General features: G+C 68.1%; 8 protein-coding genes. 7 read left to right on the forward strand and 1 reads right to left on the reverse strand.

The genetic code is table 11. The features are described from left to right. The first annotated feature begins 65 nt into the window (after nucleotides 1-65). The 3 genes from KDK82_RS04065 (at nucleotide 66) to KDK82_RS04075 (ending at nucleotide 6,126) form a co-directional block, all read left to right on the forward strand. Entirely contained in the window at nucleotides 66-848 is a 783-nt protein-coding gene (locus KDK82_RS04065) for a putative hydro-lyase (RefSeq protein ID WP_088164080.1), read from the forward strand. A gap of 229 nt (nucleotides 849-1,077) precedes the next feature. Beyond that, nucleotides 1,078-4,710: a hydantoinase B/oxoprolinase family protein gene (locus KDK82_RS04070; RefSeq protein ID WP_088164081.1), complete on the forward strand. Its 3,633-nt coding sequence runs from the start codon at nucleotides 1,078-1,080 to the stop codon at nucleotides 4,708-4,710. A gap of 126 nt (nucleotides 4,711-4,836) precedes the next feature. Beyond that, nucleotides 4,837-6,126 (forward strand): MFS transporter, encoded by a 1,290-nt coding sequence (locus tag KDK82_RS04075; RefSeq protein WP_088164082.1) that lies wholly within the window; start codon nucleotides 4,837-4,839, stop codon nucleotides 6,124-6,126. A 28-nt stretch (nucleotides 6,127-6,154) separates the two neighbouring features. Here KDK82_RS04075 and KDK82_RS04080 read toward each other — a convergent pair whose 3' ends face one another. Then, complete coding sequence (locus tag KDK82_RS04080; RefSeq protein ID WP_012206773.1) at nucleotides 6,155-6,664, reverse strand: DUF1993 family protein; 510 nt, start codon at nucleotides 6,662-6,664, stop codon at nucleotides 6,155-6,157. A 116-nt stretch (nucleotides 6,665-6,780) separates the two neighbouring features. On the opposite strand from KDK82_RS04080, the gene hxpB reads away from it, so the two are divergent. The 4 genes from hxpB to KDK82_RS04100 all read left to right on the forward strand — a co-directional run bounded on the left by hxpB (nucleotide 6,781) and on the right by KDK82_RS04100 (nucleotide 12,177). Then, on the forward strand, nucleotides 6,781-7,476 hold the full coding sequence (gene hxpB, locus KDK82_RS04085; RefSeq protein ID WP_256974392.1) for a hexitol phosphatase HxpB: 696 nt from the start codon (nucleotides 6,781-6,783) through the stop codon (nucleotides 7,474-7,476). A gap of 162 nt (nucleotides 7,477-7,638) precedes the next feature. Next, complete coding sequence (locus tag KDK82_RS04090) at nucleotides 7,639-8,259, forward strand: RNA polymerase sigma factor (protein WP_088164084.1); 621 nt, start codon at nucleotides 7,639-7,641, stop codon at nucleotides 8,257-8,259. Continuing rightward, nucleotides 8,256-9,290: a FecR domain-containing protein gene (locus KDK82_RS04095; RefSeq protein WP_088164085.1), complete on the forward strand. Its 1,035-nt coding sequence runs from the start codon at nucleotides 8,256-8,258 to the stop codon at nucleotides 9,288-9,290. The genes KDK82_RS04090 and KDK82_RS04095 overlap by 4 nt, the downstream gene beginning before the upstream one ends. Nucleotides 9,291-9,561: 271 nt before the next feature. After that, the gene (locus KDK82_RS04100) at nucleotides 9,562-12,177 is read left to right on the forward strand and encodes a TonB-dependent siderophore receptor (protein ID WP_088164086.1); all 2,616 of its coding nucleotides are present in this window, start codon (nucleotides 9,562-9,564) and stop codon (nucleotides 12,175-12,177) included. The last annotated feature ends 14 nt before the right edge of the window (nucleotides 12,178-12,191 follow it).

The following is a 12,191-nucleotide window of genomic DNA, read 5'->3' on the forward strand; positions in this document are numbered from 1 at the left end:
TGAGTGGACCGGTGGCCTGCTGCTTTTTACATTGGGGGGCATCTCCATTCAATAGAGGCTCCCCCATGACGCATTGGACCCATCCGACCGAATTCCGCCAGGAGGTGCGCGCCGGACGCTTTCGCGGGCAGACGGCCGGGCAGTGCCCCGGCTACACCCAGGGCAACCTGGCGATACTGCCGCGCGAGTGCAGCGAGGAGTTCCTGCGCTTTGCCCGGCTGAATCCCAAGTCCTGCCCGCTGATCGGCGTGACCGAGCCCGGCAGCAGCCGCGTGCCCGAGCTCGGCGATATCGATCTGAAGACCGACCTGCCCTCGTACTGGGTGTTTCGCGATGGTCACAGGGCCGAGCAGGTCAATGACCTCACGGACCTGTGGCGCGACGACCTGATGGGCTTCGTCATCGGCTGCTCCTATTCCTTCGAGGACGCGCTGCGCGATGCCGGCGTGCCCGTGCGCCATATCGACGAGGGCCGGGGCGCTCCCATGTTCATCACCGACATTGCCAACGGCCAGGCGGGCCGGTTCGGTGGCCGGATGGTGGTCAGCATGCGGCCCATGACGGCCGCCCAGGCCATCCGTGCGATCCAGGTGACTTCGCGCTTTCCCAGCGTGCATGGGGCGCCCGTGCACCTGGGCGACCCCGCGCAGATCGGCATTGCCGATATCGAGCGGCCGGACTTCGGCGAGCCCATGGCGCTCAAACCCGGGGAGATCCCCGTGTTCTGGGCCTGCGGCGTGACGCCCCAGCAGGCCATCCGCTCGGCGGCCCTGCCATTCGCCATCACGCACGAGCCGGGCCACATGCTGGTGACGGAGTTGCGCAACAGCCATCTGGCCGCGTTCTGACGGCCTGCCTGGCATGGGGCCCGCTTCGGCGGGCCTTTTTCTTTGCGTCGCCGGCCGGCAAGGGGCTGATCCTGTTCAGTTTTCGTGAACAGAGGGGGCGAAAACTTCTCGATGGACGCGGTCCAGGGGCACTTTTAGATTGGACGCCAGTGGTGGGCACCGGCGGAGGGCCGTGCTCCAGGCCACGGTTTTCCTGACTTCAACTTCGAGACAAACGGGTTCCGACACCATGCAAGAACGCTCCACTCCCCATGACAGGCGCTGGCAGTTCTGGATAGACCGCGGCGGCACTTTCACCGACATCGTGGGCAAGCGGCCCAATGGCAGCTTGGCCACGCACAAGCTGCTGTCGGAAAACCCCGAGCAGTACCGTGATGCGGCCGTGGCCGGCATCCGCCACCTGCTGGGCCTCAAGCCCGGCGAGCCGGTCACGCCGGACCTTGTGGAGTGCGTGAAGATGGGCACCACGGTGGCCACCAATGCGCTGCTGGAGCGCAAGGGCGAGCCCACGCTGCTGGTGACCACGCGGGGCTTTCGCGATGCGCTGCGCATTGCATACCAGAACCGCCCGCGCCTGTTCGACCGGCATATCCAGCTGCCCGAGCTGCTGTACAGCGAGGTGGTGGAGGCGCTTGAGCGCGTGGATGCCCATGGGCAAGTGCAGCAGGAACTGGACGTGCTGCACCTGCACACCGCGCTGCTGCAGGCCCATGCCCGGGGCCTGCGCAGCGTGGCCATCGTCTTCATGCATGGCTACCGCTACATGCGGCACGAGCAGATTGCGGCGCGCATTGCGCGGCAGGCGGGATTCACGCAGATCAGCACCTCGCACGAGACCAGTCCGCTGATGAAGTTCGTGAGCCGGGGCGACACCACGGTGGTCGATGCCTACCTCTCGCCCATCTTGCGCCGCTATGTAGAGCAGGTGGCTGGCGAGATGCCGGGCGTGCGGCTGTTTTTCATGCAGTCCTCCGGCGGGCTGGCCGATGCGGGCAGCTTCCAGGGCAAGGATGCCATCCTGAGCGGGCCGGCCGGCGGCATCGTGGGCATGGCCCGCACGGCAGGGCTGGCCGGGCACGACAAGGTCATCGGCTTCGACATGGGCGGCACCTCCACCGATGTCAGCCACTACGCTGGCGCCTTCGAGCGCGAGTTCGAGACCCAGGTGGCCGGTGTGCGCATGCGCGCGCCGATGATGAGCATCCACACGGTGGCCGCCGGTGGCGGCTCGGTACTGGCCTATGACGGCTCGCGCTTTCGCGTGGGCCCGGAGAGCGCGGGCGCCAACCCCGGCCCCGTGAGCTACCGCCGTGGCGGGCCCCTGGCCGTGACCGATGCGAACGTGATGGTGGGCAAGGTCCAGCCCCGCTACTTCCCCAGCGTGTTCGGCCCGGCCGCCAACGAGCGGCTCGATGGCGAGGCCGTGCGGGCGCGCTTCGATGAACTGGCGGTGCAGACGGGGCGCAGGCCCGAGGAAGTGGCCGAAGGCTTCATCCGCATCGCCGTGCAGCAGATGGCCAACGCCATCAAGAAGATCAGTGTGGCGCGCGGCTATGACGTGACGCGCTACACGCTGCAGTGCTTTGGCGGCGCGGGCGGCCAGCATGCCTGCCTGGTGGCCGATGCCCTGGGCATGACCCGTGTGTTCGTGCATCCGCTGGCCGGCGTGCTCAGCGCCTACGGCATGGGCCTGGCGGACCAGACCGTCATCCGTGAACAGGCGATGGAGGTGGCGCTGTCTGCGGCGGCCTTGCCGTTGATCGCGGAATCGCTGGATTCGCTGGGCGACGCGGCCAAGACCGAGCTTGAGCGCCAGCAGGTCGGTGCCAGCCCCGTGCAGGTACGCTACAACGTGCATGTGCGCTATGAGGGCACCGATTCCGCCCTGGCCGTGCCCTTCGGCGGGCTGGACGACATTCAGGCGGCCTTCGAGTCGGCCTATCGCCAGCGGTTCGCCTTCCTGATGGCGGGCAAGGGCCTGGTGGTGGAAGCCGTTTCCGTCGAAGCCGTGATTGCGGGCGATGCGCCCAGCGAGCCGGTGCTGCAGGAGCATCCGCCGCGCGAGCATCCGCGCCGCGAAACCGTGCGCATGTACTCCGACGGTGCCTGGCATGACGCGGCCCTGGTGGTGCGCGAGGACCTGCGGCCCGGCGACGCCATCCCCGGCCCGGCCATCATCGCCGAGCGCAATGCCACCACGGTGGTCGAGCCCGGCTGGCTGGCGCGGCTCACGGCGCTGGACCATCTGGTGCTGGACCGCGTGGTCGCGCGCAAGGTCGAGTACGCGGCCGGCACCTCGGTGGACCCGGTGCTGCTGGAAGTCTTCAACAACCTGTTCATGAACATCGCCGAGCAGATGGGCCTGCAGCTGCAGAACACGGCCTACTCGGTGAACATCAAGGAACGGCTGGACTTCAGCTGCGCGCTGTTCGACGCCGAGGGCCACCTCATCGCCAATGCGCCGCACATGCCCGTGCACCTGGGCTCCATGGGCGAGAGCATCCAGACGGTGATCCGCAAGAACGCCGGGCGCATGGCCCGGGGCGATGTCTATGTGCTCAACGACCCCTACCAGGGCGGCACCCACCTGCCCGACATCACGGTCATCACGCCCGTGTACGTGGCCGACGAGGCCTCCCCCACCTTCTACGTGGGCAGCCGGGGCCACCATGCCGACGTGGGCGGCATCACGCCCGGTTCCATGCCGCCGTTTTCCACGCGCATCGAGGAAGAGGGCGTGCAGATCGACAACTTCAAGCTGGTCGATCGCGGCGTGCTGCGCGGCCAGGAGATGGTCGAGCTGCTGCAAAGCGGCGAGTACCCGAGCCGCAACCCGCACCAGAACCTGGCCGACCTGAAGGCCCAGATCGCGGCCAATGAAAAAGGCGTGCAGGAGCTGCGCAAGATGGTGGCCCAGTTCGGCCTGCCCGTGGTGCAGGCCTACATGGGCCATGTGCAGGACAACGCCGAGGAGTCGGTGCGCCGCGTCATCACGCGGCTCAGGAACGGGCAGTTCACGCTGCCCCTGGACAACGGCGCGCAGATCCGCGTGGCCGTCACCGTGGATACGGCGGGTCGCAGCGCGGTCATCGACTTCTCGGGCACCAGCGCCCAGCAGACCAACAACTTCAATGCGCCGCGCGCCGTGTGCATGGCGGCCGTGCTGTACGTGTTCCGCACGCTGGTGGACGACGACATCCCGCTCAACGCGGGCTGCCTCAAGCCTTTGAAGGTCATCATTCCCCAGGGCTGCATGCTCAACCCCAATGCACCGGCCTCGGTGGTGGCGGGCAATGTGGAGACCTCCACCTGCATCACCAATGCGCTGTTCGGCGCGCTGGGCGTGATGGCGGGCAGCCAGCCCACCATGAACAACTTCACCTTCGGCAATGCGCACCACCAGTACTACGAGACCATTGCCGGCGGCAGCGGCGCGGGCGCGGTGCTGGACGCCGAGGGCCGGGTGGAGCGCGGGTTCAACGGCACCAGCGTCGTCCAGACGCACATGACCAATTCGCGCCTGACAGATCCGGAGGTGCTGGAGTTCCGCTTCCCCGTCATGCTGGACAGCTATGCCATCCGCGAAGGCTCGGGCGGCAGCGGGCGCTGGCATGGGGGCAGCGGCGGTGTGCGGCGCGTGCGCTTCCTGGAAGCCATGACGGCCAGCATTCTGTCCAACGGACGCCTGAACCCGGCCTTCGGCATGGCGGGCGGCCAGCCGGGGCAGCCGGGCATCAACCGTGTGCTGCGCGCCGATGGCCAGGTCGAGGCGCTGGAGCACATCGGCGCCGTGCAGATGCAGCCCGGCGATGTGTTCGAGGTCTGCACGCCGGGGGGCGGCGGCTACGGAACGGCGGCCTGACACGCCGCCTGCAGGGGTCTGTCCGGGTGGCAGATGAGGGCCGCCCGGCCAGGCCTGGTTCATCACCGATGCAATGCCATTGAAGCCAAGACGCTTCTCCATACCGAAGCGCAAGGAGACTGAAAAATGACAAGCCTTGAAAATGCCAAGCCCCTGGCTGGCGAACAGTCGCAGGGCAGCTGGCTGGGCCAGCTCGAACCCCGGGAAAAACGCGCACTGACGGCCTCGTTCGGCGGTTACGCGGTCGATTCCTTCGACTACTACACGCTGCCCCTGGTCACGCCCATCCTGCTGTCGCTGTGGGGCATGAGCAAGATCGAGGTCGGCCTGATCGGCACCTCGACCCTGGTGGCCTCAGCCATCGGCGGCTGGATGGCCGGCATCCTGGCGGACCGCTACGGGCGTGTGCGCGTGCTGCAGTGGACCATCCTCGTGTTCGCCCTTTTCACCTTCGCCTGCGGCCTGGCGCAGACGCCGGGCCAGTTGCTGCTGGCCCGCACGCTGCAGGGGCTGGGCTTTGGCGGCGAATGGGCCGTGGGCTCGGTGCTGATCGCGGAAACCATACGGCCGGCTTTCCGTGGCAAGGCGGTGGGGCTGGTGCAAAGCAGCTGGGCCATAGGCTGGGGGGTGGCCGTGCTGGTGTCCATGGCGCTGTTCTCGTTTCTGCCGCCCGAGATCTCATGGCGGGCCATGTTCCTGCTGGGTTTGCTGCCGGCCTTGCTGATCCTGTTCATCCGCCGTTCCGTCAAGGACCCCGAGGTCTACCTGAAGACCCGCGCCGCCGTGGGCCGGGGCGAGCGCAGCGGGCACTTCCTGGACATCTTCAAGGGCGGCATGCTCAAGACCACGGTGCTGGCCAGCCTGATGTTCACGGGCATGCAGGGCGGCTACTACGCCATTGCCGTATGGCTGCCCACCTTCCTGAAGAACGAGCGCCACCTGACGGTGCTGGGCTCGGGCGGCTACCAGTTCATGTTCATCTTTGGCGCCTTTGCAGGCTACCTGTGCGGTGCCTACGCTTCCGACCGGCTGGGCCGGCGCCTGGCCTTCACGCTGTTCGCCATCGGCGCCGGCAGTCTGGCCTATGCCTATACGCTGCTGCCCATCACCGATGCCTGGATGCTGGTGCTGGGCTTTCCGCTGGGCTTTTTCATGTCGGGCATCTTCAGCGGCGCCGGAGCCTTCCTGGCCGAGCTGTTCCCCAACGAACTGCGCGGCTCCGGCCAGGGCTTTTGCTACAACTTCGGCCGCGGCATCGGGGCCACCTTCCCCGCGCTGGTGGGCGTGTTCAGCGACCGGCTGGGCCTGTCGCTGGGCACGGCCATCGGCATCTGCGCCACGACCGGCTACGTGATGGTGGTGATGTTCGCCATGTGCCTGCCGGAGACGCGAGGCCGGGATCTGGCGGCGCAGTGAAGCGCTGGCCAGACCGGCCACGGCACGCTCAGTAGCTGCCCATGTAGTCGCGCTTGCCGACTTCGACACCGTTGTGGCGCAGCAGGGCATAGGCGGTGGTCACATGGAAGAAGAACTGCGGCAGGCCGTAGTGCAGCAGGTAGGCGCTGGCGCTCAGCTTCTTTTCCTTGGGCGTGCCGGGGCGCAGCACGATCTCGCGGGACTCGCTTTGCGCGAACTGCTCGGGCGCGAACGAGCCCACATGGTCCAGCGCCTTGGTGATCAGCGCCTGCAGGTCGGCAAAGCTGGTCTGCGTGTCGGGCCACGAAGGCACCTCGGCGCCGGCCAGGCGCGAGGCGATGCCCTTGGCGAAGTCCGCAGCAATCTGCACCTGGCGCACCAGCGGGAACATGTCGGGGAACAGGCGGGCCTGCAGCAGGGCGTCGGGATCGATGTTCTTCTGCGCGGCGTGTTCCTCGGCCTTTTTGAGCACGTCGGACAGGGCTTTCAGCATCTGCTGCAGGACGGGAATGGAGGCGGTGTACAGGGGGCTGGTCATTGCGGGCTCGCTAAGAATTGTGAAGGGCTGGCAATCGCATGCATCTGCATCCATCGCCAGCCGGCACAGGCTAACAGCAACTGCTTTCACTTGCCGCCTGCGCTAGCATGCGCGCCATGCAAATCCCTGAAGCCGCTCCCTCGTTCGCAGGCCTTGGCCAGGTCGGATTCGGCGCCGCCATCTTCGACATGGACGGCCTGCTCATAGACTCCGAGCCCTTCTGGAAGCGTGCCGAACGCGAGTCCTTCGCCGAGGTCGGCATCGACATCTCGGCCGAGATGTCCCGCGTGACGGCGCCCATGACCACGGCGCAGGTTGCCGCGCACTGGTACGCCCACCGGCCCTGGCAGGGGCCCAGCCAGCGCGAGCTGGAGAGCCGCGTGGTCGCGCGCGTGGCGGCCCTGGTCAGCGCGCATGGGCAGGCCCTGCCCGGCGTGCGCGAAACACTGAGCGCCTGCCGCGCCCTGGGCTGGCGCGTGGCGCTGGCCTCGAACTCTCCTTTGTCTTTGTGCCACCACACCCTGGATGCGCTGGGCCTGCGGCCGGCGTTCGACGCCATCGTCTCGGCCGAGCAGGTGGTGCGCGGCAAGCCCGCACCCGACATCTACCACTTCGCGGCGCAACGCCTGGGCGTGCCGGCCGGGCACTGCCTGGTGTTCGAGGACTCCGTCTCGGGGACACATGCGGCGCGGCAGGCCGGAATGACCGTCATCGCCGTGCCGTCCGAGGACCAGTGCTTCGACGGGGCGCAGCCTGCGCCGCACTGGGTGGTGCCCACGCTGGTGGCGCTGCATGGGGCAGCGGGCCGGTAAGGCATCCGCAGCACTCGCATCGCATGGCGCGTGCCGGTCGCAAAGGTGTTGATGAGAACCATTCTCAGTACAATCGCCGCCCGTGCCGTTCTTCTTCGTCCTGTCCGTTTCCCATGCTGGCCTGCCTGCCCGCGTCCAGACCGCCGTGCCGGGAGCCTGCCCGTGAGCGCGCGTGTGCCAGGCGCGGACGATGATGCCGCTCCCTCGCTGCTGGCCCGCGTGTATGCGCGCTGGCACCAGCCTCTGCGCCGCCTGCTGGGCCGGCAGATGCGCAACCGCGAGGATGCCGAGGATGCGGTGCAGGAGGTCTTCGTGCGCTATGCGGCCTCGGGCAAGGCCCTGCCGCCCGAGGAGCAGGAACCCTATCTGCGCGTGATCGCCCGCCATGTCTCGCACGATGCCTGGCGCCGCTCGGCGGGCGCGCCGGGGCGCGAATCGGTCTCGCTGGATGAACACATGGAACTGGCGCAGCAACTGCCGGCCGGCGAGGGGTCGGACCCCCTGCAGGCGGCGCACCACCGCGAGCGCCTGGGCCGGCTGGAGCAGGCCATGGCCGAGCTGCCCGAGCGCCGCCGAGAGGCCTTCGTTCTGCACAGCATCGACGGTCTCACGCAGACCGAGGTGGCGCAGCGCATGGGCATCTCGCGCCGCATGGTGCACAACCATGTGACGCTGGCCATGGCCTATTGCGAACTGCGCGTGCAGTACGGCAGCGCCGAAGACATGCGCCTGATGCAGAGCCTGCTGGCGCAGGCCGCGACGGACGGGGAGGGCCGGGAATGACGCTGACCCCGCAACGCCTGCAATTGCACGCCCGCGCTGCCGACTACTTCGCCCGCCGCCGCGAAGCCGACTGGACCGGCGCCGACGAGCGCGAACTCGACGCCTGGCTGGCCGCCGACCCGCAGCACCGCAGCATCTTCGAGAGCCTGGGGCGCACGGTGCTGGACCTGCAGCAGTTGCCCAGGCCGGCGCTGGCCTGCGACGCGGCTGCTGCACCGCAAGCCAGGGCGAGCGGGCCGCGTGCGCAGACACAGGCCCACTTGCCCGCGCCGGCACGTCAGCGCACACGCCGCGGCCTGATGTCTGCGTTGCTGTCGGTGGCTCTGGTCACGACGCTGGCCGTGGGCGGGGGCTGGTATGCCTGGGACAACCACGCAAGCCATGTGATCGAGATGGCCACCGGCCCCGGCGAGGTGCGCGAGGCCGAACTGCCCGATGGCACGCGGGTCACGCTGAATTTTTCCTCCAGGCTGCAGGTGCGCTACTACCCGCGCCGCCGCGAGACGGTGCTGGACCAGGGCGAGGCCTTCTTCCAGGTCGCTGCCGACCGCTCGCGGCCCTTCACCGTGGACAGCGGCGCCAGCCAGGTCCGGGCGGTGGGCACGGCCTTCAATGTGCGCGCCGGGCCGCCCGCGCTGGTGGTGAAGGTGCTGGAGGGCAAGGTGGAACTGCGTCCCGACCGCCATGCGGCGGACGGCAGGCGCCTGCTGCTGGGCGCGGGTGCCGGCATGTCCGTCGATGCCCGCGACGGCACGCAGCATCCGCTGGCGGCCGGCGCGGACACGGTGGGCGACTGGCGCAGCGGCCAGATGGTGTTCCAGCAGGCAACGCTGGCCGAGGTCGCCGCCGATCTGTCGCGCTACCTGGGCCAGCCCGTACGGGTGGATGGCGATGCGCAGCTGGCCGCGCTGTCCGTGTCCGGCGTGGCGCTGACCGGCAAGCCCGAGGTGTTTCTGCGCTCGCTGCCGCACTTGTTGCCGGTGCGTGTGCAGGCCGAAGCGCAGGGCGGCTGGCGAATCTCGGCGCATTGAGTGTCTTGGCTGTTTGTAAATTAATGTAAACAACCCGCTTTCTCGGTTCGGCCACGTTCCCACTTTGGCGCGGTAGCGGGTTTTACCTTCATGGAGGCCGGGTTTTCTCGCGCCTCCATGGTTGCCAGCCAGGCCGCTGCCCAGTGCACAGCTCAGCCAACAACCGCGACGGCCGCGCACGCGCGTGGCGGGTGGGCGCTCAACTGTCTGCCTGCCACCCACCGCGCACACCGCGACAGCGGGCAATGGACACAGTGCAGCAGGAGCAGGGATGCAAGCAGGAAAAGAACACGGCAGCGCCGCCATGGGCGCGGGCATTTGGGGAGGAGAGTTTCAGCACAGGGGCAGGCCATGGCGGCGGGCAAGGATGCCGTCGCTGGTGGCCGCAGCCCTGGTCGCGCTGGCGCAGCCGGCGGTGCAGGCGCAGCAGCCATCGTCCCTGCAGGCGGGGCAGGCGGGCCAGGCAGGGGAGCTGGCCTTCAGCATCGCGCCCCAGCCACTGGCCGGGGCGCTGCGCCAGTTCACGCAGCAGGCCCAGCACCAGGTGCTGTTCGATCCGCAGATCGTTGCGGGCCGCACTTCACCGGCCTTGCAGGGCCGCTTCACGCCGCGCCAGGCGCTGGACCGGCTGCTGGCCGGCACGGGCGTGACCGTGATCGATGCCGTACCGGGCGCCTACACGCTGAAGGCGCCGGCCAGGGAGCCGTCGCCGGCAGCCGATGCTGCGCTGGGCACGGTGCTGGTCACGGCCCAGGCGCACGCTGGCGATACCACGGAGGGTTCGGGCTCCTATGCGGCCTCGCGTGTGTCGCTGGGCAAGGGGCAGAGCGTGCGCGAGACGCCGCAGTCCATCTCCGTGATCACGCGCCAGCGCATCGAGGACCAGGGCCTGCTCTCCGTGGGCGACGTGATGCAGCAGACCACGGGCGTGACGGTGGACTACGCGGGCTCGGGTGGCCTGGGCGGCACGGCCAACAGCTTCTACGCGCGGGGCTTCCAGATCAGCAATGTCCAGATCGACGGAGCGGCGGTGGATGCCTTCAGCCAGGGCACCTTCGACCCCAACATGGCCATGTACGACAGCGTGCAGGTGATCCGCGGCGCGGACGGCCTGTACAGCGGCAATGGCGAGCCCGGCGGCTCCATCAACCTGGTGAGAAAGCGCCCCACGGCCCAGCCCCAGGTGCTGGCCTCGGCCTCGGTGGGCAGCTGGAACCAGCGCCGTGCAGAACTTGATGTGGCGGGCCCCCTGGCTGCCGATGGCCGGGTGCGCGGCCGCGCCGTGCTGGCGCACAGCGACCGCGAGTTCTTCTATGACTACGCCGATGCGCGCAACACTTTGCTCTACGGCATCGTGGAAGCCGATCTCACGCCTGCGACCAAGCTGACCCTGGGCGGCAGCTACGACAAGTCGGACAGCCTGCCTTGGCGCGGTGGCCTGCCGCGCGCGGCCAATGGCGACGATCTGCACCTGCCGCGCCATACGGCACTCATGGCGGGCTGGGGCCATTACGACAGGACCAACAAGGAGCTGTTCGCCCAGCTGGAACAGAAACTGGAGGGCGACTGGCGCGTCCGCGCCCATGCCAACTATGTCAAGGTGGACAGCGACAGCCGGTTGGCCGACGTCACCGGCGCGGTCGATCCGACGACGGGCCTGGGAGCCACGCTCAATGGCTTCTCCAACGACTTCTATTCCACCAAGAAGGCGCTGGATGCCAACGTCAGCGGAACGTTCTCCCTGCTGGGGCGCAGGCACCGGCTGCTGCTGGGCGCGGACTGGGCCAAGATCCGTGACACGCAGGACACCTTTCTGTCCGAGGTGGACATGCCGGGGGGCATCAACGTGTTCGGCTTCGACCCGGGCGCCATTCCCTTGCCCAGCTTCGTCTGGAAGACGCGCAGCTTCGCGGGCTATGGCGCCACGCAGAAGGGCCTGTACGGCCGGCTCAACCTGAGCCTGACGGACCGGCTGACGGCCATCGTCGGCGCACGCCGCGCCAGCTATGCAACGCAGACACCCTGGCTGCGCTTCGACCAGGCCGGCAATCTCACCAGCCGCATCGTGTCGTCCAATAGCGAGAGCGGTATCTTCACGCCCTATGGGGGCCTGGTCTACGACATCGACGACCGCTGGACGGCCTACGGCAGCGTCGCCGAGATCCACAAGTCCCAGGCCAGCAATCTGGGCGGGCCCTTGCCCGGCACGCCGCTGGACCCCATCAAGGGCCGCAATTTCGAGCTGGGTGCCAAGGGCGAGTTCAACGAGGGCCGGCTGATGGCCTCCATGGCCCTGTACCGCATAGAGCGCAATGGCGAGGCCGTGGCCGATCCCTCCTACCCCAACACCGACATCGGCGACGCGGGCCTGAACTGCTGCTGGCTGAGCAAGGGCAAGGTGGTCAGCCAGGGCGTGGAAGGCGAGATCTCGGGCGAGCTGGCGCGCGGCTGGCAGCTGTTTGCCGGCTACACCTTCAACCGCAACCACAACAAGACGCCGGGCATCGAAGGCATCTACCACTCCGTCACGCCCAAGCATCTGTTCAAGCTGTGGAGCACCTACCGCCTGCCGGGCGAGCTGTCGCAATGGACGATTGGCGGCGGCGCCAATATCCAGAGCGCGCATTTCGTCAGCGGCACGGCCAAGGCCTTCAATCCTGACTCGGGCAAGTTCGATGGCGCGGCCGTGCCCTTCAAGTTCAGCCAGGGCGGCTATGCCGTGTGGAATGCCAGCGTGCAGTACCGCATCAACCGCAACTGGCAGGCCGTGCTCAACCTGAACAACCTGTTCGACAAGGTCTACTACCGCACGGTGGGCACCAGCGGTGGCAACAACTGGTATGGCGAGCCACGCAATGTGATGCTGACGCTGCGCGGTAGCTTTTGAAGACCCCCTGAGGC

It is taken from the genome of Delftia sp. K82 (assembly GCF_002193035.1).
GTDB classification, from domain to species: Bacteria; Pseudomonadota; Gammaproteobacteria; order Burkholderiales; family Burkholderiaceae_C; genus Comamonas; species Comamonas acidovorans.

Bases quoted from the DNA above. Each gene is read 5' to 3' on its own strand.
- KDK82_RS04075 (WP_088164082.1), top strand. From the start codon at position 4,837: ATGACAAGCCTTGAAAATGCCAAGCCCCTGGCTGGCGAACAGTCGCAG.
- hxpB (WP_256974392.1), top strand. From the start codon at position 6,781: ATGCAAATCCCTGAAGCCGCTCCCTCGTTCGCAGGCCTTGGCCAGGTC.
- KDK82_RS04070 (WP_088164081.1), top strand. From the start codon at position 1,078: ATGCAAGAACGCTCCACTCCCCATGACAGGCGCTGGCAGTTCTGGATA.
- KDK82_RS04095 (WP_088164085.1), top strand. From the start codon at position 8,256: ATGACGCTGACCCCGCAACGCCTGCAATTGCACGCCCGCGCTGCCGAC.
- KDK82_RS04080 (WP_012206773.1), bottom strand. From the start codon at position 6,664: ATGACCAGCCCCCTGTACACCGCCTCCATTCCCGTCCTGCAGCAGATG.
- KDK82_RS04065 (WP_088164080.1), top strand. From the start codon at position 66: ATGACGCATTGGACCCATCCGACCGAATTCCGCCAGGAGGTGCGCGCC.
- KDK82_RS04100 (WP_088164086.1), top strand. From the start codon at position 9,562: ATGCAAGCAGGAAAAGAACACGGCAGCGCCGCCATGGGCGCGGGCATT.